The organism is Pseudomonas neuropathica, assembly GCF_015461835.1.
Taxonomy (GTDB): Bacteria; Pseudomonadota; Gammaproteobacteria; order Pseudomonadales; family Pseudomonadaceae; genus Aquipseudomonas; species Aquipseudomonas neuropathica.
In genome coordinates, this window is sequence record NZ_JACOPX010000003.1 from 203,292 (window position 1) to 228,963 (window position 25,672).

14 protein-coding genes are annotated in these 25,672 nt (G+C 59.1%); 7 read left to right on the top strand and 7 right to left on the bottom strand.

Translation table 11 applies throughout. The features are described 5' to 3' along the window. Positions 1–23: 23 nt before the first annotated feature. Complete coding sequence (locus H8F23_RS04820) at positions 24–773, top strand: enoyl-CoA hydratase-related protein (RefSeq protein WP_194933592.1); 750 nt, start codon at positions 24–26, stop codon at positions 771–773. 177 nt (positions 774–950) lie between these two features. Here H8F23_RS04820 and pyk read toward each other — a convergent pair whose 3' ends face one another. Then, complete coding sequence (pyk, locus tag H8F23_RS04825; protein ID WP_194933593.1) at positions 951–2,402, bottom strand: pyruvate kinase; 1,452 nt, start codon at positions 2,400–2,402, stop codon at positions 951–953. Between the two features lie 170 nt (positions 2,403–2,572). Here pyk and H8F23_RS04830 point away from each other — a divergent pair, with 170 nt between their 5' ends. The 6 genes from H8F23_RS04830 to H8F23_RS04855 all read left to right on the top strand — a co-directional run bounded on the left by H8F23_RS04830 (position 2,573) and on the right by H8F23_RS04855 (position 18,905). Next, complete coding sequence (locus H8F23_RS04830; RefSeq protein ID WP_042560673.1) at positions 2,573–2,959, top strand: tetratricopeptide repeat protein; 387 nt, start codon at positions 2,573–2,575, stop codon at positions 2,957–2,959. A gap of 228 nt (positions 2,960–3,187) precedes the next feature. Continuing rightward, a complete protein-coding gene (locus tag H8F23_RS04835) occupies positions 3,188–3,544 on the top strand; it encodes a PilZ domain-containing protein (protein WP_194933594.1) in 357 nt (118 codons plus the stop codon). 324 nt (positions 3,545–3,868) lie between these two features. Continuing rightward, on the top strand, positions 3,869–7,003 hold the full coding sequence (locus H8F23_RS04840) for a hypothetical protein (RefSeq protein ID WP_194933595.1): 3,135 nt from the start codon (positions 3,869–3,871) through the stop codon (positions 7,001–7,003). Between the two features lie 121 nt (positions 7,004–7,124). After that, positions 7,125–10,772 carry a Tc toxin subunit A gene (locus H8F23_RS04845; protein ID WP_194933596.1) on the top strand — a complete coding sequence of 1,216 codons (3,648 nt, stop codon included), beginning with the start codon at positions 7,125–7,127 and terminating at the stop codon, positions 10,770–10,772. A 50-nt stretch (positions 10,773–10,822) separates the two neighbouring features. Further along, positions 10,823–14,884: a Tc toxin subunit A-related protein gene (locus tag H8F23_RS04850; RefSeq protein ID WP_194933597.1), complete on the top strand. Its 4,062-nt coding sequence runs from the start codon at positions 10,823–10,825 to the stop codon at positions 14,882–14,884. Next, positions 14,877–18,905 carry a hypothetical protein gene (locus tag H8F23_RS04855; RefSeq protein WP_194933598.1) on the top strand — a complete coding sequence of 1,343 codons (4,029 nt, stop codon included), beginning with the start codon at positions 14,877–14,879 and terminating at the stop codon, positions 18,903–18,905. The genes H8F23_RS04850 and H8F23_RS04855 overlap by 8 nt, the downstream gene beginning before the upstream one ends. Before the next feature lie 7 nt (positions 18,906–18,912). Here the strand turns inward: H8F23_RS04855 and H8F23_RS04860 are convergent, their stop codons facing one another. Genes H8F23_RS04860 through H8F23_RS04885 form a run of 6 tightly spaced genes read right to left on the bottom strand, consistent with a single transcriptional unit; the run spans position 18,913 to position 25,632 of the window. After that, positions 18,913–20,244, bottom strand: coding sequence for a DUF58 domain-containing protein (locus H8F23_RS04860; protein WP_194933599.1), 1,332 nt, complete (start codon positions 20,242–20,244; stop codon positions 18,913–18,915). After that, complete coding sequence (locus H8F23_RS04865) at positions 20,241–21,242, bottom strand: AAA family ATPase (protein WP_034153443.1); 1,002 nt, start codon at positions 21,240–21,242, stop codon at positions 20,241–20,243. Before H8F23_RS04865 ends, H8F23_RS04860 begins: the two co-directional genes overlap by 4 nt. Next, positions 21,239–22,402: a DUF4350 domain-containing protein gene (locus tag H8F23_RS04870; RefSeq protein ID WP_194933600.1), complete on the bottom strand. Its 1,164-nt coding sequence runs from the start codon at positions 22,400–22,402 to the stop codon at positions 21,239–21,241. Before H8F23_RS04870 ends, H8F23_RS04865 begins: the two co-directional genes overlap by 4 nt. Then, positions 22,399–23,946 (bottom strand): DUF4129 domain-containing protein, encoded by a 1,548-nt coding sequence (locus H8F23_RS04875; RefSeq protein WP_194933601.1) that lies wholly within the window; start codon positions 23,944–23,946, stop codon positions 22,399–22,401. Before H8F23_RS04875 ends, H8F23_RS04870 begins: the two co-directional genes overlap by 4 nt. Further along, positions 23,933–24,910 carry a stage II sporulation protein M gene (locus H8F23_RS04880; protein WP_194933602.1) on the bottom strand — a complete coding sequence of 326 codons (978 nt, stop codon included), beginning with the start codon at positions 24,908–24,910 and terminating at the stop codon, positions 23,933–23,935. The genes H8F23_RS04875 and H8F23_RS04880 overlap by 14 nt, the downstream gene beginning before the upstream one ends. After that, the gene (locus H8F23_RS04885) at positions 24,907–25,632 is read right to left on the bottom strand and encodes an RDD family protein (protein ID WP_194933603.1); all 726 of its coding nucleotides are present in this window, start codon (positions 25,630–25,632) and stop codon (positions 24,907–24,909) included. Before H8F23_RS04885 ends, H8F23_RS04880 begins: the two co-directional genes overlap by 4 nt. Positions 25,633–25,672 lie beyond the last annotated feature (40 nt).

The following is a 25,672-nucleotide window of genomic DNA, read 5'->3' on the forward strand; positions in this document are numbered from 1 at the left end:
ATATTTCAGACGCGAGACACATCATGACCGAAGCCATCCTGCTGGAACGCGAACGCGGTTTGCTGACCCTGCGCTTCAACCGCCCGGACAAGAAGAACGCCCTGACCCGCGCCATGTACAGTCGCCTCGCCGAGGCGCTGAAACAGGCCGATGGCGACCCTACGATCAACGCCGTGCTGATTGCCGGCAGCGCCGAATGCTTCACCGCCGGCAACGACATTGCCGACTTCATCCAGCAACCGCCGAGTGACCTCGACAGCCCGGTGTTTCATTTCATGCTCAACCTGCTTGAGTGCCGCAAACCGGTGATCGCCGCTGTAGCCGGCGCGGCGGTGGGCATCGGCACCACATTGTTGCTGCACTGCGATCTGGTTTATGTGGCCGGCGATGCGCGGTTGCGTATGCCATTCGTCAACCTGGGTTTGTGCCCGGAGTTCGGCTCGAGCCTGATCCTTCCACGTCTGCTTGGGCAGGCCAAAGCGGCGGAGTTGTTGTTACTGGGCGAAGGCTTCAGCGGTGAACAGGCGGCGCAATGGGGGATTGCGACCGAAGCATTGGGTAGCGGCGCTGCGGCGCTAAGCAAGGCGCGGGAAATGGCGCTGCGTTTCGATGAACTGCCGGCCGAAGCGGTGCGTATCAGCAAGCAATTGATGCGAGCGCCGGATCGCGACTTGATTCGTAAGGTGATCGAGGAGGAGGGCGCATTGTTCACCCAGCGCCTTCGTTCGCCAGAAGCAATGGTGGCGTTGACCGGATTCATCAAACGACATTGAGATTTTCGCTGACTGTGCCGGCCTCTTCGCGAGCAAGCTCGCTCCCACATTGGAATGCGTTCCCTGTGGGAGCGAGCTTGCTCGCGAAGAGGCCGGATCAATCGGCACATTTTCCAGAGCAGTAAACAAAAAGCCCCGCCATTCACATGGCGGGGCTTTGGTTTTTCAGCGCGTCACTCAGACCTGCGGGTCGCCCACGTGCAGGATCTTCATGCCGTTGGTGCCGCCGGTGGTGTGGTAGCTGTCGCCCTTGGTCAGGATGACCCAGTCGCCTTTTTCCACAACGCCGCGTTTGGTCAGCTCGTCGATGGCCTTCTGGCTGACTTCGTGCGGTTCCAGCGAAGCCGGATCGAACGGAATGGTGTACACGCCACGGAACATCGCCGCGCGGGCCTGGGCTTCGCGGTGCGGGGTGAACGCGTAGATCGGCACCGAAGAACGGATGCGCGACATGATCAGCGGGGTGAAGCCGCTTTCAGTCAACGCGATGATCGCTTTGACGCCCGGGAAGTGGTTGGCGGTGTACATGGTCGCCAGCGCGATGCTTTCGTCGCAGCGGCTGAATTCCTTGCCGATACGGTGGCTGGAGGTTTTACCGGTCGGGTGCTTCTCAGCGCCGACGCAGATGCGCGCCATCGCCTGAACAGCTTCCAGCGGGTACTGGCCAGCGGCGGATTCGGCCGAGAGCATCACGGCGTCGGTGTAGTCGAGCACGGCGTTGGCCACGTCGGACACTTCGGCGCGGGTCGGCATCGGGTTCTGGATCATCGACTCCATCATCTGGGTCGCGACGATCACGGCCTTGTTGTGGCGGCGTGCGTGCAGAATGATTTTCTTCTGAATGCCCACCAGCTCGGCGTCGCCGATTTCCACACCCAAGTCACCACGGGCAACCATCACCGCGTCGGATGCCTTGATCAGGCCGTCGAGGGTTTCGTCGTCCGCTACGGCTTCGGCGCGTTCGATCTTCGCCACCAGCCAGGCAGTGCCGCCGGCTTCGTCGCGCAGTTGACGGGCGTATTCCATGTCGGCAGCGTCACGCGGGAAGGACACCGCGAGGTAGTCGACTTCCATTTCCGCGGCGAGCTTGATGTCGGCCTTGTCTTTTTCGGTCAGGGCCGGTGCGGTCAGGCCGCCACCGCGACGGTTGATACCTTTGTGGTCGGACAGCGGGCCGCCGATGGTCACGGTGCAATGCAGTTCGGTGGCAGTGGCGGTATCAACGCGCATCACCACGCGGCCGTCGTCGAGCAGCAGCTCGTCGCCCACGCCGCAGTCCTTGACCAGATCCGGGTAGTCGATGCCGACCACTTGCTGGTTGCCTTCGGTCAACGGATGGCTGGTGGAGAAGGTGAACTTGTCACCGATCTTCAGCTCGATCTTCTTGTTGGCGAATTTGGCGATACGGATTTTCGGGCCTTGCAGATCGCCGAGCAGGGCGACGAAGCGACCGTGCTTGGCAGCGAGGTCACGCACCAGCTTCGCGCGAGCCTTGTGCTCGTCGGGGGTGCCGTGGGAGAAGTTCAGACGGGCAACGTCCAGACCAGCCAGAATCAGCTGTTCGAGAACTTCCGGCGAGTTACTGGCCGGGCCAAGGGTAGCGACGATTTTGGTACGACGGACGGACATGCAAAGACTCCTGAGTTCAAGCGCTAGCGAAGGCTACTATGCTCTTGGGGTGTAGTCATTGTTCGAATGCACTACTTATTACTTTCTTTATTGAACACGACGATTGGCGTAAACACTTCTGAAGATTTCTCGGCAAGGGTCGATACAGAGCACAAGACAGGAGAACCCCCATGCGATTGTTGCCCATTGCCGCCCTTGCCCTCAGCGTCCTCGCCGTGACGGGCTGCACCCGTTGGTCGATGAACCATCATTTGAACAACGCCTACAGCGCCTACGATCGTGGCAACTGCGAGCAGGTCATGCTCGAACTGTCCAAGGTCGAACGCGCCAGCCGTGCCCGCCCGTACGTGTGGCCGGAAGTGTCGATGATGCGCGGCCAGTGCCTGGAACGGCAGAAAATGTTTGTCGACGCGGCGCAGACCTATCAATTCATCATCGCCTCGTACCCGAACAGCGAATACGCCTATCGCGCCCGTGCCCGTCTGGAAACCTTGCAGAGCCTGGGCCATTACCCGACGCGCAGCGCCGCTGCCGTGGTGCGCCCGACCCGTTTCTGATGACAGTTGTCATACAAAATCTGGCCGTGTGTACAAGCTGAGCTATAGTCGAATAACCCGGATTCGGCACCGCGTTCTGAATCCGGAGCAACACCTGCGACTGGCAGTTGTAAGGTGACGGCGACGTAGCGACCGTTACACCGGAAGCGGGGAGAGCGAGCCTGCGATGCAGGCACGTTCCGAAGCAAGGTGCGGCTCTGTGACGGAGCCTTGCATGGCGAACTGCGCATGTTTACCGAACGGATCGAACGGCATCAGTTGCCGTATTTCCTCAGAGTGTTCAACAGCGTCACCGACAAGCCCATCGGTTTTCTCGGCAACCTCTCCGAAGACGGGCTGATGCTCATCAGCCAATTGCCCATGATGGTCGGCGTGGACTTCCAGTTACGCCTGAAAATCCCCGCCAGCGATGGCTGCCAACAGGTGATCGACTTCACCGCGTGTTGCGTGTGGTGCCATGAGGACGCCACGCCGATGCACTACGACGCCGGCTTCGTCCTGCAACGCGCCCCGCCGGAATTCGGGCAACTGGTGCAGGCGTTGCAGCGCTATTTCAGTTTTCAGCCATTGCCGGCTTCTGCCTGATTCAAACCCGCTAAAAGCTTCGCGAGCAGGTTCGCTACACCTTCGATTTGTGCTTTGCGCAAATCCTGTGAGGGCGAACCTGCTCGCGAAAGCATCCTTTTGGGTACCCCACCCACGCGTTAAACCATCGCAATCGTCCACTCGTCACCCAGCGTTTTCTCTGCCAATAACCAAGCGGCGTTAGCCGATGCAGAACGCTTTCAGTTGCTCTGCTGCAGCATTTACCGTTCGTCGGGACTGTCAGGTTTTACAGGTGCCTGGGTATTCGCGAGTTCTGTAAAAACAAGACCTAGCTGCCAGAACCCTGGTCAAAGGAGAGCGATCATGTCAGAGGGTACTTTTATTCCTGAGAAGGTTGAGCATGCTTCGAAGGAGGATGACGGGGATTCAGAAGCTCAGGCTTGGCAACCTCTCCAGTTTCTTTACAGAAACAGCACGATTCTTGTCAGCCCCGATACGCCGATTACATTCAGTATTCCATCGTATACCGGTGAACATAATCAGGTGTGGATGGACTTTCATTCCGCAAACTCAAGCAGGATGATTCTTGATGGAGCTTGGTTCCAGGCAGTTCATTGGAACACTATTCAGATCAATGGACTCGTGGAAGGGAAGGCCAAGTTTGATGGTGTGTGGAGGCGAGGTGACGATTGGGCTCCGTGGACTTCCCAGCATGTTGAAGTGAGGAAGCCCGCCGCGTTCGATGCCACTAGCGTGGTTTGGATTGCCGGGACGGTATCAGGTACTGCCCGTCCTGGCAGTGTGATCAAGCTTGTGCGTGCTGCCGACAAAGCCGTAATCAGTACCACGTCCACTACTCCATATGTTGGGCGATGGACTGTCACATTATCGACGGGCCTTCCCCAAGGCGTGCACGAGCTACTGATCCGCGAAGATGTCGAAGGAACGGTGGGCCGATATACCCAGACGAAGACGTTCACCGTTCTAGGCAAAATCAGGATTACGTCCCCGGACATCAATCTGCCCGTCGAGAGTGTTCGACCCGTGATCAAGGGCAGCGGGGCGTTGAAAGGAGCCAACATCAGGGTTTACATATCCGGCTCATTGGAGTCGGTGGCCTCTTACCAGGCGGTTTCCGACGGCGAATGGCTCACAACCAGTACCCATACTTTTGCGCGAGGGGCACGCTATACCATTCTTGCCCAACAGAGTCTGAACGGCGGCCACTCCGACTGGGGGGACCCGCAAGAGTTTTATCTTATTGGCCCTCCCGTGTTCACAGCACCCAAGCCCAACCCCGCTTCGCCGCCAATCGTGGACATGAAATCAATGTTCGAGGGAACCGGTGCCACCGGTTTCTATCAGAACAGGGTCGACGTCTATTCAGAGCAAATGGGGAGCGATCCTGTGGTTGTGGGCTGGCCACATCCTGATACGGGTGTATGGCGCCGAGAAGGCACCCTTACACCTGGCCCTCATTCGATTTTCGGCACGCAGACAGTCAAGGGAATTACCTCAATAAACAGCGAACCCTTCGGCATACGGGTGCGCCCGGGCAAACCGACGGTCGAGTACACCTTCAATCAAGAAACCATGACGTTTTCCGGTAGCGGCTATTACGACCAGCACCTCGAAACGCAAATTCAGTTCGCCATCAAGCGTTACCCGGGCGAAAAGCCACCGAACACGCCGCCCAATGTCATTGTGCGAGCCGATTGTTCCTGGACAACGACATCGACAGGCTGGACGTTTGGAATTTATTCAGTCGAGGTCGTGCTGAAGATTCAGGACAACGCCAGTGGCTGGATCGAGTCGCAGCCTTATGAGTTGGAAATCCGCAACAACATGCCGGATGTCACCGACGTGACATACACCAAAGCCTACCGGCCGGTCTTCAGCGGCAAGGGTTACAACGGCGCCACCGTGAGTTTTTACCATCCTGGTGGTGACCTCAAGGTTGCCCCTGATGCAGTCGTGAGCGGTGGGATCTGGTCGAGCACAGCCAATGAATACTGGGGGCCGGTGAAGGATCGGGAAGTCCATATCCAGCAGTGTATCGAGGAGCATTGTTCACTCAACCGTGTGGTGTTGAAGGTCTCGATTCCACCCCTGCCACCCACAGTGGACGAGCCACCCCGGGAAGGCCTGACACCGACGTTCCGCGGCACCTGCCTGGAAGGCGCCACGGTGAGCATCACCTTCCGCGGCGACGACAACGTCTATAGCGGGATCGTTGAAAAGGACACATGGACCTTCCAGCGACCAGAGCCGTTTCCCGCGGATGTCTCCCAAACCATCTACGTTACCCAAGCGGCCGCCGGGCAAAACTCGGAGGCGCAATCCAGAGACTTCACGCTTCAACCGGCCATGCTCAAACCGGTCATTACGTATCCGGTCGAAAGCGCTGACGTGGAGCCGGACGTGATGATCCAGGGCATCGAAGGTGTGAGCGGCGCCACGATGAAACTGCACGAGTCGCAGTTTCAACAAGAAATAGCAGAAGCTCAGCTTGTCGAGGGCGGCACATGGGCAATCCAGCTCACTGGTTTGAAGTTCGGTGAGTTCACGATCTTCGCGCAACAGGAGCGCAACGGGCGTCCGTCCGAAAGAAGCGACCATCGAACTTTCAACGTGGTGGTGCCACCACCGCAGATCACCACGCCGCAGGCGGGCGACAAACTGACGCGCACTGCGACGCTCAGGGGCACCGGCTTCCCTTCAGCGCAGGTCGAGGTCTGGTTCAAGGGCGCTGACGCACCGTGGTTGAGCGATATTACGGTGCCGACGAGCGGTAACTGGCAACGCGAAGTGACGCTGCCAGTCGGCAATTACATTATCCAGGCCCGACAATTGTTCACGGAAAACAACAGGACACATGAATCTTCCTTCACAGAAGACTTGACCTATGACGTGGTCCCGGCAGCGCCTTTTGTCGAAACCCCGATCGAAGGCGAACAAGTCGGTCGGCAAGTGGTGGTGTCAGGCTTCGGTGTGCCCGGCGATACCGTCACGGTGACGCTGGGGAGCGCCGCGCCAAGCACTGTCGTGCTGGATGACCGAACCTGGTCGATCAACGTGGAAGCTCAGATCGACGGCGACATGGTTCTTCAAGTGACATCAGTGCTTGATGGTTTCGAGTCAGGCGCTGCCTCGCGCAAGGTCGTGGCGGGGCTGTATCTGCCCGTCATCGCTGAACCGGCAGCGGGACGCTGGGTGCAACATCCGGTGGCTTTTGCCGGTACGGGCGAGGGCGGTGTCGGGCAAATCGTGAGCTGGTTCAACCCGGAGCAGAAATGGACGCCGCTGATTACCGTCTCCGGCAACGCATGGCGCGGTGAGTCCGCTGTGTCGCTAGCACCGGGCGGCAAATGGTGCCGTTTCCGGCAGACCCTCACGCCGGGAACAAGGGTGTCCGATTGGGCCGAGAGCGCACGCTTCGAAGTTGTGCAGGTTCCTTCCGAACCACTGAGTCGCGAAAAGCCGACGAATGGTCATTAAACCTGTCATTTCTGACAGTAGACGCTTCTGGCTTTCCAGCGCCAAATTGACCTGAATACATGTGCAGCCTGACGAATACGTCGGGCAGTTCAGGCCAGCTCTCGACCCAAGGAATCCGATCATGGCTGATTCGCGCCGTCCCGGTCTGCAACTGTATACGCAGTTGTTTCCAGAAGAGGAAAACGCTAAGGACTCTGTTCTGCAACCACTCCACGCCTACCTGAAAAACGGTGGCTCGATTTTCCCGCTGGTAGAGAAGGGGGTGGAGCACCTGGCCAGCCAGTATCAGATGAACCGGGAGGACGCCCGACGGTTTTTACGTCGAGCCAACAGCATGGCCACTTACCTGAGCCGTCAGTTCATCGAGCAGCAACTGAGCGGTGGCGATGGCGTGCCTGAGCCAGCGGACGGATTGCTATCGTGGGTGACGGGGCCACGATATGAGCTGCTTTTCAATACCGAGTTCGACAGGATGGCTCTGCCGGAGTCTCTGGAGTCCATGGCATCCCCGGTGGCCTACCTGATCTTTCTGTTGCTCTGGATCCGCGACCGGATCGAGTCCGTAAAGCTTGATCCACCGGGCTTCCCCCTCGAAGAGCGGCGTGCTGATCTGATGGATCTGTCCGTGGATTTCAATGCAGTGTTCCGGCCGGTGTCTTCGGTGGACATTATCGTCTCGGTTCTGGAGCGCTTCATTGCTGAACATTCAACAGAAACCGATCCACCAGAGACAATCGAAGACGCGATGATTGAAGCGCGTTATCCCAATGGCCTGCCGTACTTCCAACACTGGGTCACCGTTGACGGTGTTGCGCAACTCAACAATCTGTCAGTGGGTGATTTTGCCCACGCGGTCCATTTGGACTACCCCTACTTTTTGCAGTCCGGTACCTGGATTGGTTTCGCCGAACGTGCGCTGGCGCATTCCTCGCGATTCGGGCCCTATCAGCGGAACGTGTTAACGGAGCCTCCCGTACCGTTTGCAGACCGTAACGCATTTTATCGGGACAACTACGGCTCAGACATAGAGCATGATGCGGGGCCGCAGAACCTGAGTCAGGTTCCGTACTTCGGCGAACACACCAAGCTTGACACGCTGGCGATTGAACGTCTGCTGTCCATCCGTGATTTCGCCCCGGTACGTTCGGCCAATGTGATCTGGCCCGAAGATCCCGTCGAAAGCGGGCGTTCCGGGTCGGTCTACATCAATGCCAATGCCTATCCCGGCGTGAATATCAACATTGCGGATGAAAGTCCTGCGTCTCTGCATCGATTGTCTGTTGTTCACGACAATGATGAAGGGCTTGCCGCCTTCGACCGGATGAACCGCATGATACGCCTGTGCAACTGGCTGGAACTGCCCAGTGACCAGGTGGACGCCTTGCTGGCTGCTGCGATCAGGGCTGAAGTGCGCGGCGGTGCGGATGAAACGAAGTGGTGGATCACGGACAACGTCGTGCATGCCATTGGGCTGTTCCAGACCTTGCGCGAACGCTACAACTGCACAGCGGCAGACTTTGCGGTATTCATCGATCAGTTGGCCATTTGCGGGCGCGGCGAAGCGTTATCGCAATTCGACCAGGTGTTCAACAGTCAAGGCCGCTACCGGGAGCCTTTGGTTCTGGATGACGGCGAGTTTCCGGTAACGCCTGCACCGGGCCAAGTCCACCTGACCATCAGCCAGTTGTGCAGTGGCCTGGGGATCGACACACAGACTTACCAGTATCTGGCGTTGCAAGTGGCCAAGGCCCACGGCATCAACAACAACACGTTCAAACGCAACCTGCCGATCATTTCCAGTTTCTATCGGCTGGTGCGGTTGTCCCGATTGCTGGGCATGACCCCCGTTGAAGGCGTGCTGATGCTGCTACTGATGGGGGGGGAGACCTGGCTCAATGAGTTGGCGGGCACTCCAAAGATTGGTTCGAGCGCCAGCGAGACACCGGACGTTCTGAACATCATTGACGCCCTGCAATCGTGCGTGCAGTGGTGCGAGCAAAACAACTTGCCTGTGCTGTGGATGTTGCAACACGCGGCAACAGCGCAACCCGCTCGTGAAGCCACCGAGCAGGACCAGCAGCTGTTTGATCAGATACGTAATCTGTTGCCTACGGTGCTGTTCTCCAACGCGGCGGTATTGATGGCTGGTTTACCGCCCGCCGGTGCGGCCAGCTGGCTGGATTTCCTGGTAGCAACTGAGGACGGACCGGCGCCTGTTGTCGATGCCGATGGGTTGTTGCTGGCGCCCATCGGCACGCCGGAGCAGTATTTGATCGAGATGCAGAGAAAGGTCGAATGGGCAGTCGATCAGGCCCTGGGTACCCTGGAACCCGGGGTGCGCACGAATTTGGCCAACACCCTGCTCAACGTTCTGCTCGAGGCCAGGGACGCTCAGGCATCCCTGGTGAAGGAAACGCTGGCGGTCTATGCCGGTATTGAACCGGATCAGGCAATACCGGTACTGAACTGGGCCGACAAAACGGTTTACCAGTTTTTGCGCCAGGTGAAATCTCGCATCGATTCGAATACCGAACCATCCAGGCGCAATCCGGATGCCGATCTGTTGCTTACGCTGTTGGCCGAGGTTCGGCGGCGCAGTGAGGTGGTTTCAACGCTGGGGCTGAGTGCCACTCTGCTCCAGGATTATCTGGATTACGGTTATCGGGCCTGGATGGGGCAGACCGACAAGTATGCCCTCACGGTCACCAGGCTTTATCACCTGACCACGTTGACCCGGGCATTTGGCTTGAGCACACAGCCGGCGCAACAGTTGCTCGACTACCTGCGCGAAGTCAACGCACTGAAAGAAGCTCTTGGTGTGGAGGCGCGGCAACTGGCGCACCAGGCTTCTACCCTGCGTCTGGCCGAGTTTTTCGACTGGAGCGTGCAGGAGGTGCGTGAGTGCGTCAATCGCCTGGATCCGAATCGGCTGATACTGCGAAACCTTAGCCAGCTGGCTGTGCTTATCCGCGTCCATGAGATGTCCAGGAAAACGGGAATGGATGCGCTGACGATTTTCCTGATGGGCCATTTGCCTGAAGCGGTGGACAAGGGCGCCTACGCCGAGGCCGCTGAACTGGCCTTGCTGAGTCAGTCCGAGGCGCGTACGCCGCTCGCTCAAGTGCCGGGGGATCTGCGGCAACTGGTGATCATGACCTGCGTTGTGCAACCTACCCAGGTGGTAGCTCGCTCGACCGAAACCGCTACTTACACGGTAACGCTCAGAGACCCCGAAGGAGAGCCTTTGAGCGGTATCGGCGTGCATTTTCGCGCCAGCCTGGGCGACATCGAAGAAACAGGCGATACCGATCACAACGGGCAATTCGTGGCCACATACACCCCCGGCGACAAAATGGGCGAGGACACGCCCGTTTTCTGGCTGGACCTGTTTGAGCCCGAGAACGCCCCGACCATCGAACTCATTCCCGACAAAGACAGCCTGGACTTCGTAACGATGCTGAAGTCGCCGGTGCCATCGGGGCCTGTGCCAAGCGGCCAGGAAGTCGAACTCTACGCAACGTTGATGGATAGGTTTGGCAACCTGGGTGTAGGCGAGCTAGTGGACTGGTTCGTCGAAAGTGGTGAGGGAGAAACAACCAGGGTGGACTTCCGGGGACGGCACGGGAAGACGAATCAGGAAGGGCTCACGCGCGTGTACGTTTCCAGCGCTACGGGCGGCACATTCAGGCTAAGCGTGCTCTGCCATGCAAGTGAACTGAAGGGGCACTTCGAAGCCATTACGTTCGAGGGTAGTGGATCACCGGCGTGACAAAGCCCCGTGCAGCACGCACCCCGGAAATTGATCAAGGAGCAAGGATCATGGCATTGAATTACATTGGCGATCTGCAGGAAAAACGGCGTTCCGCTTTGCTTGAATACTGCATCGGCCGGACCAGCCGGGTGAAGTATCCCTTTGTGGAAACGCCGGCAGACCTGTTCGAACTGCTGCGCATGGACCCGTTGGACACCTTCGCCGTGCAAAGCTCCTGGGTGGCCGAAGCGACCAGTTGCGCGCAGCAGTACATTCATGCGGTGTACCGCAAGCTTGAACCCGGATATACCCCCCACCAGTTTCCCGCCAGCCATCTGGCCGAGTGGGAATTGTGCAACAACTATCCCGACTGGGCGGCGGTGCAGTTGATCCGGCTCTACCCGGAAAACGTCACTATCCCGTCTGTCCGCCAACGCAAGAGCAGTCTGTTCAAGATCCTTGAAAACGATCTTAATCAGACCCGTTTGACGACTGACTCAGTACAGGTGGCCTTGCAGAACTATCTGCAAGCGTTCGAGCAGGTCTGTGACCTGGATGTCATCAGTTGCTACATGGACGGCGTCACACCTGACCGCGCCGATTACTACTTTGTCGGCCGTCAGCGGGTGCCGCCCTACCAGTACTTCTGGCGCAAGGCCGAGATCGAACTCACGGAGAGCTGCGTCGCTGTCAATCCGGCTGCCTGGGGTGAATGGCAGGCGGTGGAGATTCAGCCAGCGTATCGGGTGCTGGATATTCGCCCGGTATTCTGGAACGGCCGGTTGTGCCTGGTCTGGGCCGAGTGGAGTGACAGGGTTGAAGGTAAACCGGAAGGGGAATTCATCCCCGAAAAACTGAGTGTCAACCTGGCGTTCATGAAGCAGAACGGTCAGTGGTCGGCGCCGCTGAATTTGTACAGTGCACAAGCAGAGCCGGGTGATGACGAGGGATTTCAGTTGATTGCCACGGTGTGGATCGATATGGAATCTCCCAAGGGCAAGCTGGGGGTGTTGATACCGAATAAGTCAACTCCAGAAAAACCGGCGATATACAGGATTTATGACGTACTGATGCGGCCCGACACCACGGACGCGGGCGGCTGGCTGGATAACGCGAAAGTCCGGTTTTCCACGCCCGAGACGGTGCAGCATTCCTTCAGCAGCCAAGTGACGATGACCTCGGAGGATCAACCGCCCGGCTCCATGTCCCGTTATCTCGGCCTTCGGGCCACGGCCCAGCGTATAAACGACCAGGATGTGCTGACCGTCAACGGGTTTTGCAGGCCTACCGGGTTGTCCGGCGACGTTACGCCAGAGTTCGAGTTGACGCTGGTCGGCAGAACCGGTACAGACCCTGCGCCTGTAAAAGCGAAGTTTTCGCAAGCCGGAGACTGGGCCACTGCATCGCTGGAATTCAAACGTGACAAAGGTTCATGGCCCGCAGACACCACCGTCACTCTCAAAGCTACAGAGACGAAATATGGCGGCAAGGAGTTCAAACTCAAGATCGTCAATCTGGCGGACTTTACCCCGCCAAAGCTGGTGAAAAACACCCGCGATGCAGCGCAGTTCATTGCCTACGAGTTGCCGGATCCCTACCTCAAATACAGCCGCCTGAACTCACAGTTCGGCCCTGAACTGGTGCAGCGTGCCAGTATTTCCGTTGAAGCCGTACTGCACTGGGATACGCAGTTTCTTCCGGAACCACCGCCGACGGGTATTGAGTTCAACGAGCCCAACGGAGCCTTCGATGGCGCCAACGGCCTGTTTTTCTGGGAGTTGTTTTTTCATGTAGCGCACCTGTTGTACACGCGTCTGCACGTTGAAGGGCGTTTTGCCGAAGCGCAGAAATGTTTGCACTACGTGTTCGACCCGCAAGCCATCGCGGAACCGGACAGCGGCGCGCCCAATTACTGGCGTTGCCGGCCGTTGGCCCTCGATGCCGGTAATGCCGGTTGTGAGGCGCTGGCCCCCACCGATCCGGATGCCATCGGCTATGCGGCGCCCAAGCACTTCAGGATTCTGATGTTCTGTGAGTACGTGAAAAACCTTATGGCCTGGGGCGACTGGTATTACCGTCAACTGACCCGCGATAGCCTGGTGGCGGCCAAGTTGTGTTACGTGCAAGCCGAGTTCCTGATGGGCAAGCCGCCGCTGGCCCGTGCGGTGAATCGTTGGCAAACCTCGACGGTGAAAGAACTTTTAGACGCAAGCATTAGCCGTCCGGCGCTGGAGGCGTTTGAACAATCGCTCGAATTCAGTCTGGCGGATATCCCGGCCGGTTCCGATAGTGCGCCAGGGCTCGGTTTGTTGGCTTCCGGGCCATTCAGGATTCCGATCGATCACTCGCTGCTGGACTTGTTTGCTGCACCCGGTCAACGCCTGCATAACTTGCGTAACAACCTCACTCTCGATGGCAAACCGCTGGATATCCCGTTGTTCAGTCCACCGTCCGATCCGAACGAGTTGCTGCGTTTTCTGGCCTCGGGTGGCGTCGGTGGGCCACGGCCGATGGGCGGGCGGCTGGTGGTCGGCGCATTCCGTTGGCGTCCGGTCCACGAAATTGCCTCGCGTGCGGTGCAGGTGCTACAGGATTTCGGCAGTCAGGTGCTCAATATGCTTGAGCGACGCGATCGTGCCGAGCAGGAAGAATTGCAGCAAACGCATCTGGTGGAACTGGGCGACTACGCCCAGACCGTCCAGGAGCAATCCATTGCTCAATTGGAGGCCAGCGTTACGGCGCTCGAACAGAGCCGGGTCGTGGCGCAACAGCGAGCGGATGCCTACGCGCAGCGCTACAACGAGAACGTTTCGGCGGTTGAATATCAGGTCATGGCGAGCCTGAAGGAGTCGAAGACTCAAGCCTTGACCGCCAAAATACTCAGACCCACCGGGGCGTTTATCGCAGCGTTGCCGAAAATCTATGGCACGTCCAATGGCGGGATGAAACCCGAAAATGCGATTGACGCGGTGTGTTTCGGCCTGGAAATCGCCTCGTCAATGTTGCAAATCGACGCCGACGATCAGGCCATTACCGAGGGTTACCGTCGCCGCCGCAACGAATGGGGGCTGCAACGTGATCAGGCCTTGGCCGAAGTCGACGCGCTCAATGCGCAGATCGAGGCGCAGCGCCATGCGGTTGCTTCAGCTCGCTCAAACCTTGCACAAACCCTGCGGGCCAACGCTCAGGCCCTGACGGTTTACAACTTCCTGAAAAAACGCGCGAGCAATGCCGAGTTGTTTGGCTGGATGCTTGGCCAGTTCAAGGCTTTGCACTATCAGGCCTATGACGCCGTGATCAGCCTGTGTCTCAGTGCCCAGGCTTCTCTGAATGCCGAAACCGGCGATTATGACGCGCAGATCCCTTTGCCGAACGTCTTTCTGGAACAGCGCCATGGTTTGACGGCCGGCGAGCACTTGCGTGCGCATTTGCTGCGGATGGAGCGCGAATATCTGCAGCGCTACGAGCGTCGGCCGGAGTTGTTGAAAACCGTTTCCCTGCGCAAATTGTTCAACGACACGGTTGACCCGCAGCCAGGTATCGACAGCTGGGAGGCTGCGCTCACGCAGTTGCAGACCACCGGCACACTGGAATTCCAGCTGACCCAGTTGCTCTTTGATCGTGATCACCCAGGCCACTTCTGCCGGCAGATCGACTCGGTGGAAGTCGACTTGCCGGTCCTGACCGGACCGTATGAGGATGTGCGGGCGACCTTGCTGCAGATCTCAAGCAAGACGGCGACCCGGGCAACCACGCAGTCAGTGCAGTACTTGCATAAACCAGGGAGCGTGGCGCCTGGCGACGTGTTGATCAATTTGCGCAGTGGCCAGCAAATCGTGTTGTCGGCAGGGATCGCCGACAACGGTCTGACGGCCATGAAACCCGATGATGGCTTGCTCAATCCTTTTGAAAAAACGGGCGCAGTGTCGAAATGGCAACTGACGTTCCCCTGGCATTTGAAACAACCGCAAGCAGACATGCTGCGTTCCATGAACGACGTCATCCTGCGTATCCGCTACTCGGTCAAGGTTGGCGAGCCGACCTTTTTCAGCAAGGTCAAAGACCTGGTCAACGAAATCGAGAGTGCTGCGCGTAACCCTCAGGTTAAAGGGGTGAGTCGTCATGAATGAGCCGATCGTTCAAGCCAACCGGAGTCTGCTGTTCAATGGTGATTTCAGCGAAGGGATAGACGGCTGGAAAAAAAATGGTACTTCAATCGCTGTATCGGAAGACTGGTACGCCGGGGATCGAATTTTGCTTCTGCACCTTTCTCATGAAAGTTATGTCAGCCAGGAGTTTGAAGTTCCCAGAAAAACCTCCAGTGATGCGCAATACCGGCTGAGTTTCCTGTGCGAGACGAACCACGAACAGTCTGGATGGCTATTCCTCTTCAAGGGCTCGGAAGAGCTCTTGAAGGTAGAGCTGAAACCCGGGACTGGCCGCAACCTTGAGCAGGATCCGGCGCGACTGGCGGTCGGGCAACCTCTGGTTTTTGTCCCGATTGAATACGAAAAAACGCTGGATTCATCGTTCGACGCCGGCGATACGCTGCGCATAGAGATCAAGAGTCCGCCAAACGCCGATAACGACTATTACTCGAAAGTCCGCATTACCCGCCTCAACCTCCAGTTGCACCTGGCCCCGTTGAAACTGCGAACTATGAAACTGGATGATCAGGTTCTGGACGAGGGCAGCACGTTGTATTTTTGTCTGGGGGCAACGGACGCCAACCCACACGGTTTGACCTTCGAACCTGAACCGCAGAATGCCTGGGAGAATACCGAGGCGGCACTGACGCTTACTGATAATCCACAGCAAGCGATCATCGTCAAACCGGGGCCGGAGTTTGAACAGCTGCTGACCGAGCATTGGTCGCTCGATTGTCCGGTGGTCGGTGACGAAGATCATTATTCATTCACGCTGAACCTGATCAACCGCTACAACGCAGAGCCTTATCCGATCCCGGTATCGCTGGGGCACCACCGCCTGAAGTTTCGCGAGAGACTCGAAGCTGCGTATTACCCGGTACTGGAATATCAGCACAGCGTGCGTCTGGGCGTGCAGGTGGCGTCTTTCTATACCCAGCAGAGCGTCGCAGGCGTGACGGTCAATTGGTCGATGGCAGAGCGTGTGACAGCAGCCTCTGTTACCGATGAGTACGGTTGGGCCTACTTTGATTTTCAGCCGACAGTGGCGGAAGAAGCACTTATCGAAGCGTCGGTCGGGAGCCCTTATTACTCCAGCGGCGTTTACACCGAACAGTTCAACGTGCGGGTATTGGACACTGATCCGTGGAAAGATCTGCGGGCCGTTGTCGATGAAGTCGAAACAGCCTGGGATGCAAACGGTTATCCGAACCGTGGCAGCCCCCATGACCTGCTGGTGCGTCTGCCCGATAACAGTCCATTGCTTGATACAGAGCTGTCTTTGCATTGGAGCGGCGACAGTCATGAACAACTGGGTGTTGACGTCAACCCGCCACTGGAGGAGCCGGTACAGGTCGCCCGGCCCGACATGCTCTGGACGCTGACCTGTGATGATGAACTCGACGGCCGATTTCTGCTGTCGCTGGTTTGCTCGAAATTGCTGCTGCCATCGCCGGGCAAACCGATGTCGCTGGCGCGCAATCGGGTCAGGGTCGGCGAGGTGCGCGAAGCGAACAAATTTCCGCTCGTCGACGAACAGGAAAGCGTGCTGTTACGCGTGCAAGTGCTGCATGAAACGGCATCCGCTGACGGTGACCCGGTTCGTAACGCGCTGGTCGAATGGCACACGCCTGAAGACGTTATTACGACCTATACGGGCTACGGTGGTTGGGCGAACGTGTTCTACACACCGCTGAGGGCCGGGGATCTGAAGGTCATGGCCCACGTCAAGGCCCATCCGGAAGCCGTGCCGGTCACTCGGGAGTTCGAGGTCCGTGCAATCGCTACGAGCCCCTGGAAAACCGAGGTCGAGATCCGGCTGGACGGGGAAATAGTCCAGCGCAATACGCTCGGTCTGGTGTGTAAAAAAGGTCTGCCGCACACCATGAGCGTCACGCCTGTCGCCGGCAGCTCGTGGATTGGCAAAGGTATCAGCCTGCAATGGCGTGACGATGATCCCCCTGACATCGGCTTGCAGTTCTCTGAACCGGGAGTCAGCAAACCCCTGACGGCCGCGGGGGTGCAATGGACATTGAGTTCAGCGGCAGAAGACAGCATAAGCAGTCTGTTTGAACTGGAGCTGCGTCTGGAAAGTGTCTCGATTGTTCGAGAGTTGTCCGGGCGCCTGCTAGCTGCCGATTTGAGTACGGAAGTCAGCCTGCTGCTGGATCAGATCCGGGCGGCGCCGAATGATCATGTGCTTTATCCGTGTCTGGGCGCCACCCACCGTTTCAATGTTCTACCCAATGAGTTAAGCCCGCTGCTGGGTTTGCAGGCCGCGCTGAGCTGGTCAGGTACTTCGATGGATGACCTCGACGCCAGCGTCCGCCCCTCGTTGGATACTTCACAGACATTGAGCGATGGGGGCGCGATCTGGGAGCTGGACTTTTCCGCCAGCGAGCAGTCCGGCCAATTTGCGCTGACCCTCGCCTTGCCTGAGCTGGGTTATGTCACCCAGGCCAAACCGATGGTGTTGGGCCATAACAAAGTGAAGATCCACGCCGTGCGCGAAGCTGCCGTGGATCCGGTCGTGGGGCAGACACCCGCCTGGCTGTGGGTTCAGGTGTACTCGCATTTTACCGACCGCGCGGTGGGGCAGGTTCCGGTGAAATGGTGGGACGGCATGGATGGCGCGACGACGTTGACTGATGCCGAGGGTTGGAGCGGTTTCGGCTTCCGTCCGGACACCGGCGATATGCATTCGGTGACGGCGCTGGTAGAGAGCTACTTTGACAACTTCGAAGATGCTCGCACGGTAGCCGTCAAAGCGCAGCTAACGGATCCGTGGAACGAATTGTGGGTCAGTTTCGACAATAAGCCGGCGCAGCTGTGGGGTGAGAAAACCTGTTTCCCGCGCCGCAAGGGCCAGCATCGGATCGATGTGAAAGCCGCGGCCAACAGGGCGTTGCTCGATTGCAGTCTGGCCCTTGGTATGACGGGAACCGGTCCGGAGGAGTTGGGCATACGCTTCGATGGAACCATGCTCGGCGAATTCCAGCGCTTAACCGAGGAGGGTCTTACCTACCTCTATTCCGCCGGCGATCTGAAAAACGGCCGCTTCGGACTGTCCTTTGCCTGCGAACGACTGGCGAATCTCTCTCCCGTCAACGCAATGTCTTTGGGCGAAGGCGCCCAGGTGGTGAAAATCGCCGAGCGCTCGCGGGTCGGTCAGACGTTGCTTTGGGGCCAGGCGGTGTCCGAGCAGATCACCGTTGTTTCGACCATCAGTGGCAGGCCGATGGCGGGGATGCTAGTTGTCTGGCGCAGTGCGGATCTTGGCGAGGTGACGACGACCACCAACTTCTACGGCGAAGCGCGGATCCGCTTTGTGCCCAAGACTCCCGGAGCGGCGCAACTGACCGCGACGGTGGGGGACGCGCAGTATTCGGAATCGGTTTCGTTGTCGTATTTCCAGCATGAGCCTCGACAGATCAAGGAACTGTTCAGCGATGATTTGACCGGTTATCCGGGGCAAGAAATTTCAGCTCAGGCTTTGGTGGTTTCAGCCAATACAGGGGAACCGTTGGCCAATGTTGAAGTGATGTGGGAGTACGACAACAAATCTTTACCGGCCACACTGACGGATAAAGATGGCATGGCAACGGTGCGCTTTTTCCTGGGCTCTGCTGCTGAGACTGGGTTGTGGGCGTCGGTAAAAGGCGGCTTGGCTGGCTGGGATGTGAAAGCGTTGTCGTTCAGCGTCAGTGAGCGTCCCGCGCTTGTGGCATCCGTTGTCGCCTCGCCTAATCCGGTTCCCTTGCAGAAATACGTCTCCATGACTGCGCTGATCGTGGATAAGGACTCGCGAGAGCCAATGCCTGACAGAAAAATCCAGGTCTCGAATAATGGAGCACCGTTTATCGAAAGCAAGACCGATCACAAGGGGCGATATGAATCTCACTGGAGGCCGACTTCTATAACGGAAACCGTTTCCCTCGCCGTCAAGGTCAACAACCCTGATGGCACATCCGAAAGTGGTGCCGTTACTGTGAAAGTCACAAGTTGATCGAGCTTCAAAGCGCGGCACTGCGTTTCCAACTGAGATACTGCGTCACCAGTTCGGCCCCCAACTCGGCAGGCCGAACATCCACCACCGGAACCCCATGAGCGCTCAACCGCTCATGGAGTTCTGCCCGTTCATTCATGTAGTTCACCGTGCCGCAGTAAGCCAACGCCTCGGGCAGGGTTTGCACCGGGGTCTGGCGTAACGTATCCAGCGTCTCTTCACGCAGACTGGCCACCAACACCCGATGTTGTGCGCTCAGCCGTTTGACCGCGCTCAGCAGTTCCTCATCGTCCTCATCGCGCAGATTGGTTACCAGCACCACCAAGGCCCGGCGCTTCTGTCGCGTCAGCAGTTGATTGGCGGCGGCCTGATAATCGGCAGGGCGTTGCGTGCTGTCGAGGTCATAAACCGTGTTCAGCAGCACGTTCAGTTGGCCGCTGCCTTTTACCGGCGCGAGATGGCGCGGCTGCTCGCAGGCAAAGGTACTCAAACCCACCGCATCACCCTGGCGCAGCGCGACATAACTGAGCAGCAGACAGGCATTGAGCGCGTGGTCGAAGTGCGACAGTTCATTGTCCTGGCTGCGCATGCGTCGGCCGCAGTCGAGCATGAAGATGATTTGCTGGTCGCGTTCGTCCTGATATTCACGGGCAATCGGCGTGCGTTGGCGCGCGGTGGCTTTCCAGTCGATCTGGCGCAGGCTGTCGCCTTCTCGAAACTCGCGCAGTTGATGGAATTCCAGGCCCTGACCGCGCCGTTGCCGTTGGCGCACGCCGAGCTGGCTGAGCCAATTGTCCACCGCCAGTAACTCACCGCCGTAGAGCCGGGCGAAGTCCGGGTAGACGCGGGTCTGGTCGCTGACCCTGAGCAAGCGTTTGCCTGACCATAATCCCAAGGGGCTGGGCAGGTTGATTTCGCACTGGGTGAAGTTGAAATGACCGCGTTTGAGCGGTCGCAGACGGTAGCCGAGCAGGCTGCGCTGGCCGGGTTGCAATTCAATCGACAACGGCAGGTTTTCGAAGCTCAGGCCTTCTGGCGGGTGGTCGAACAGTTGAATGTGCATCGGCGCTCTGAAGTCATGTTCGACTTCCAGGCGCACCTCACTCCATCGGCCGAGCGCCAGACTGCCGGGCATCTGTCGAGTGATGCGCGGTGTTGGCAGACGTTGCAGGCGTAGCGCATCCAGCGCCGCCAGGGCTAACAGGGCCAGCAGCAGACCCCAGTTGATCGATATCAGGCTGGCCGGGATGTTGATTTCCAGTGCGCGCAAAGTGCCCAGCACAATGCCGATGACCAGCAGCAATGACAGCCAGATCAACAGCAGGCGCGAGGGTTTCACAGGCGCGGCGCCGGGACTTGGTCGAGTAATTGCGCAAGTACCTGATCGACCTGCAGACCTTCGATGTCCAGCTCCGGGGCGATGCGTACGCGATGGCGCAGCACGGCCAGCGCACAGCCCTTTATATCGTCGGGAATCACGAACTCACCGCCCCGCAACAAGGCGCGGGCACGGGCGCAACGCACCAGGGCAATCGAGGCGCGTGGCCCGGCGCCGAGGGTCAGCCCCGGCCAGGTGCGCGTGCTGCGTGCAAGGCGCACGGCGTAGTCGAGAACCTGATCGTCCAGTGGCAAATCACTGGCAATCCGTTGCAGGGCTTGCACATCCTTGGCCTGCAACACGGTGCGCAGTGGTTGCACATCGAGCATGTCGGCACGGGTCGAGCGGCAGACCTGACGCACCATGTTCAGCTCCTGATCGGCGTCGGGGTAGTCCATGCGCACCTTGAGCATGAACCGGTCGAGCTCGGCTTCCGGCAGGGGATAAGTGCCTTCCTGTTCGATCGGGTTTTGCGTGGCGAGAACCATGAACGGTTGCGCGATGGGCAGGGCACGACCTTCGAGTGTGACCTGACGCTCTTGCATCGCCTCGAGCAAGGCAGCCTGGGTTTTCGCCGGGGCGCGGTTGATCTCGTCGGCCAGCAGCAGATTGGTGAACAGCGGGCCCTTGCGCAGCTTGAACTGCTCGGTTTGCAGGTCGTACACGGCATGGCCGGTGACGTCGCTGGGCATCAGATCCGGGGTGAATTGAATCCGCGCAAACTCGCCGCCGAAACAACGGGCCAACGCTCGCACCAGCAGGGTTTTGCCCAGTCCCGGCACGCCTTCAAGCAGCACGTGACCGCCGGCGATAAGCGCCGTCAGCACGTCGTCGATCACCTGGTTCTGGCCGATCAACGCTTTTTGCAATTCGCCACGTACTGCTTGCGCCAACTGGCTGGCACGCTGGCGTTGCTGGGCGGCGTGACTGGCGCTGCCGGGCTCGATCTGTTCAGTCATAGCGTGTTCCTCAAGGTTTGCAGGTGGGCGACCTGGCGGCAGAAATCGGCGCTGGACAGGCGCCGATCCGGCACCGGGCTCAGGGCCTGGCTGATGGCGCGGGTGGGTTGTCGGGTCAGACGCGACAACGCCAGCCATTGTTCGGCAACGTTCAATTGGTCAAAGCCGGGGTGACGGCGACGGGCACGGCGCAGAACGTCCTGTTGCAGTGCTTGCAGCAACGCCTGCTGGCCGTTGTGGCGCAACAGGAAATCGGCGCTGGCGCGCAGGTGTTCCTGCAATTGTCGGCGTCCACTCGGGGCGGGTAATTGCAGTGGGCCGTGACGTACGCCGACGTGCCAGAGCCACAGGCCGATCAACGCGAGCAAAGCGACGATGGCTTGCGGGAAGTAGCGCCAGAGCAAGGTCAGCAGGCCATCGTGCTCGGTGTTGTAGATCAACGTGACGTCGGTGTCGGCGCTCAAATACCAGAGCAGCCAGGCGTTGTCGTATTGGCTGATGGTCTTGTTCTTCCACAACTCGGCGTCGGTGACCACGGTGATCGTGCCCAGGCTGAAGGGCAGCTGCATCATGTGCGTGGCCTTGGCGCTGTTGGCCCACGCTTGCGCCAGATTCTTCGGGTCGTCGAGGTGGAAGTCGGTGTCGAAGCCAGCGTAGGCCGGTGCGTCTTCGTCTTCCAGATAGAGTCTGGTCAGTTGCGGGAAGCGCTCTGGTTCAGCGTCTGCGGTTAAGTCTTTCAGATCCTTGCTCAGGGATTGATGCAGTTGCACGCGATCGAGCAACAGGTCGTTACTCTGTTTCGTCTGCTCGTCCCACAGCGACTCGGCGACGAACACCAGTCGCCCACCGGCCCGGGTCCAGTTCAACACTTGGTCAACCTGACGCGGGGTCATGCGTGAGCGGTCGTTGAACAAGAGCAACGTGTGGCGGCGCGGGTCGATATCGGGGAGTGCCGCGAGGCCTTCGGCATGGCTGACGTTGAGCCCGCGTTCACGTAAAAACAGCTCGGCGGCCAGATACGGATTGGCTTGCGCGGCGGGCGAGGGGCCGTGATCGACTTCTTCCTGATAAGGCGTGGCATTGAGGTAGAGGAACACGCTCAGCGTGCCGATTAACAGGGCCATCAACGCAGCCACCCACCACAGTGTCCGGCGATTCAACGGGCGGCTCCGGGACCGAACAAGGCGCGCCAGCCATCGCACAGCTCCTGCTTCAGGGAGGCTGCCGGGACGCGATGCCCATAGGCCATGTTCTGCCAATGGGTGGTCAGGCTGCGGCTAAAGGCGAGCAGTTCCGGGCGTTGCAATTGTTCAACGTGCGCGAGTACCTGAAGTTCGGTATCGGCGGGTTTCAGGGTCATGTCGAAGTCGTGGAGCAGATGGCTGAGCAGCCCTCGATACAGCAGGCCGAGCGCTGCACGAGGTTGGCTCTGCCAGAGGTGTTCGGCGCTGCCTGCAATGTCGTCAGGCAAGGTGTCACGGTTCAAGTCCAGACCGAAGGCTTGTTGCGGCAGCGCGCGTTTCGGTTTGGCAGGCAGTCTCGGACGGCGGCTGACGAACGCTTGGAGATAGTCGCGATAACGCCAGATCAACCAGCCGAACGCAGCAATCACCGTGCTCCACAACAGCACTTCAATAATCTTCGCCAGTCCATTCAAGTGTTGCCCGTCGAGCCAGCCCAGCAGGGTTTTCAGCCACTGTGGCGCTTCACCCGGCTTCTGCGCTTCGGCAGGTTTCGCCGGGTCGTCGCCAAAGCGATAGCGGGTGACGACTTCCTTGTTCTTGAACGGCGGCTGTTCAAGCAATGCCTTGATGCTGTCCCGTGAGGCCTGGCTGGTGAGTGGTTGATTCAACAAGCGCGGTGCCTGCGGACTGTCATCAGGCTCGGCCGCCCAGGTCGACGGCATATTCGGTAGCACCAGACAGACCGCCAGCAGCAGTCCCAACACAGCGTTGTTCAGACGCTGGCGCAAGCGGCGGAACACCAGTTCGATGTCCCACGCTTCCAGTTGTGTGCGCCGGTTCAGATAAAGGCTGAAGCCGCAGGCGACGTAGATCGGCTCCCACACCACCAGCACCAGCGCATAGAAAGCATTGGTCAAGTGTTCGAGCCAGCGCCAGTCCTGATCTGCCGCGAGTATCAGCGACTGCCAGCTCCAGTCCGTTTCGATTTGCTGCGGCAGCAGCATGTAGAACAGCACCATCAGGCCGATCCACAACGCGGTTTCCAGGTGCACGCCGATGATGGTCAACCACTGCGCGGCACCGGCGTTGCGTTGCAGGAGCACGTGCAGGCGTTGTTGTCTGGCGCTGCCATCGAGGCCTTCGAGTTGCACCACCGGCAGCAGAAAGCTGCGGCTGAAACTCAGACGGCGCCAGGTCAGGCTGGCCAGCAATTGCGGCTTGAGCAGGCGCGGCCATTCACGCAGGGCTTGCTTGAGTGTCGGCGTTTCGCCAAACAGCGCTTTCGACAGGATATACAGCGGCAGGCGCTCATACGCCGGTTTCAGCCACCAGAAGATAAACACCGCCAGTGACGGCGAATCCCACAGCAACAGACTGAGCAAGGCGAACAGCGGCAGGGTGACAATCGCCCAACTGGTCATCAGCAGACGCCGATGTTGCTGGCTCATCAGCACGCCCAGGTCCATGGCTTCCCAGGTCGTGCGCGGGCGGATCACCACAGTGGCGTCACTCAGGCGCATGGCGGGTCCTTCCGGCGAACAACAGATAGACCGCGACCAGAGCCCAAAGCGCGGCGCCGACCAGATACTTGGTCAGTGGTGTGACGCTGGTTTTCGACGACCAGTAAGCTTCGATAAACGCGGCAATCAACAGGAACAACATCACGCCGCACACCAGCAACACGCTTTTGCGTGCGGCCCGTTTCAGCGCTTCGCTGCGGGTCAGCCGCTCGGGCGCGATCATTGCCCAGCCGAGTTCCAGGCCGGCGGCCCCGGCGAGGGCGATGGCACTGAGTTCGAAGGCGCCATGGGCGATGACGAAAGACCAGAAGGTCTGGCCGAAACCGATCTCGCTGAGGTGCCCGGCCACCGCACCGATGACCATTCCGTTGTAAAAGAGAAAGAACGCACTGCCGACGCCTAGCAACAGGCCACTGGCGAAAGTCTGAAAGGCAATGCCGATGTTGTGCATCACGTAGTAACCGAACATCACCCAGTCCTCGCTGGCCGCACGTTCGGCGGGGCGTCCGAGGTGTCCGGCGACCGGGTCGTACATGCCTTGCATCTCGCGCACCTGATCGGCGGGGAGCAGGTTGTAGACCAGTTCGGGAAAGAAATACACCAACACGCCGACGCCCATCAGACTGCCGAAGAACAGCAGGCTGGAGACCAGTACAAAGGGCCATTCGGCGCGGACCAGGCGGGGGAAGTCGGCGAGGATGAAACTCAGCAGATTGGCGCCGAGTCGACTGCGGTGACGGTAAAGCTGTTGATGTCCGCGCAGCACTTGTTGTTGCAGCGAATCAATGAGGAAACTGCTGTAGCCGCGATCCTGCGCCAACGCCAGATGCTGGCAAAGCCGGCGGTAGGCTTTGGGGAAACCGGCGACTTGCGAGGTCTCCTTGCCGCGCTCAAGGCGTTCAAGGGCTAGCGCAAAACGCTCCCATTCGGCCTTGTGCCGCGTTTCGAAAAGACTTTGCTTCATGTCGGGCCCAACAAGCCGCGAGCGATGCCATTGAGTTCAGCCACAGCCTTGGGCGCAGAAATGTGCAATGGCTGGGCGAGCAGGGCTGCCAGTTCATTGACCCGTGCAGGCGATAATTCTCTTTGGCGCTCGGCAAAGCCCAGCACGGCGCGTTGTTCGGCGAGTGTCAGGGGCACCGGTGAGCGTCGAGGTTCGGCATCAGGCAGTTGCGGACGACTGAGCGGGCGTTCGCTGTAGACCACCAATGTGCCGGCGGCGATGTCGCCAAGGCGTTTGAAGGTCGGGTGTTGCAGGCAACTGAGGGTGCCGAGGAAGTAGCCGAAGGGCAGCAGATCGACAAAACGCAGCAGGTTGCGCAGCAACGAGGCCGACCAGCCAACCGGGGTGCCGTCATCGTGCACCACGCGCAACCCCATCCATTGTTTACCCGGCGAGCGGCCCTGACGCAGCACTTCGAACAGCACCATGTACCACCAACTGATCGCAAACAGCAGTAGCGAGCCGAGGCCCATGCCGAGCTTGCCGAGAAACGCCAGGGCGATGAACAGCACCCCCATGATCACGCCGCGCAGGGCCAGATCGATCGCAAAGGCTACGGCACGCACCATTAACCCGGCGGGACGCAACGGCAGGTCGATGCCTTCCGGCGTTTCGACCTGATGCCGCGTATCCAGCGGCGGGGCCAGCGGTGCTTTCCTTGGCGGTGCTGTGGGCTCGAGCATGGGCTACCTGGTGTTCGCCTGTTCGGGGTGCAAGTGAGGT

Excerpts from the sequence above, each read along its gene's own strand:
- H8F23_RS04820 (WP_194933592.1), top strand. The coding sequence starts at position 24 with ATGACCGAAGCCATCCTGCTGGAACGCGAACGCGGTTTGCTGACCCTG.
- pyk (WP_194933593.1), bottom strand. The coding sequence starts at position 2,402 with ATGTCCGTCCGTCGTACCAAAATCGTCGCTACCCTTGGCCCGGCCAGT.
- H8F23_RS04830 (WP_042560673.1), top strand. The coding sequence starts at position 2,573 with ATGCGATTGTTGCCCATTGCCGCCCTTGCCCTCAGCGTCCTCGCCGTG.
- H8F23_RS04835 (WP_194933594.1), top strand. The coding sequence starts at position 3,188 with ATGTTTACCGAACGGATCGAACGGCATCAGTTGCCGTATTTCCTCAGA.
- H8F23_RS04840 (WP_194933595.1), top strand. The coding sequence starts at position 3,869 with ATGTCAGAGGGTACTTTTATTCCTGAGAAGGTTGAGCATGCTTCGAAG.
- H8F23_RS04845 (WP_194933596.1), top strand. The coding sequence starts at position 7,125 with ATGGCTGATTCGCGCCGTCCCGGTCTGCAACTGTATACGCAGTTGTTT.
- H8F23_RS04850 (WP_194933597.1), top strand. The coding sequence starts at position 10,823 with ATGGCATTGAATTACATTGGCGATCTGCAGGAAAAACGGCGTTCCGCT.
- H8F23_RS04855 (WP_194933598.1), top strand. The coding sequence starts at position 14,877 with ATGAATGAGCCGATCGTTCAAGCCAACCGGAGTCTGCTGTTCAATGGT.
- H8F23_RS04865 (WP_034153443.1), bottom strand. The coding sequence starts at position 21,242 with ATGACTGAACAGATCGAGCCCGGCAGCGCCAGTCACGCCGCCCAGCAA.
- H8F23_RS04875 (WP_194933601.1), bottom strand. The coding sequence starts at position 23,946 with ATGCGCCTGAGTGACGCCACTGTGGTGATCCGCCCGCGCACGACCTGG.
- H8F23_RS04880 (WP_194933602.1), bottom strand. The coding sequence starts at position 24,910 with ATGAAGCAAAGTCTTTTCGAAACGCGGCACAAGGCCGAATGGGAGCGT.
- H8F23_RS04885 (WP_194933603.1), bottom strand. The coding sequence starts at position 25,632 with ATGCTCGAGCCCACAGCACCGCCAAGGAAAGCACCGCTGGCCCCGCCG.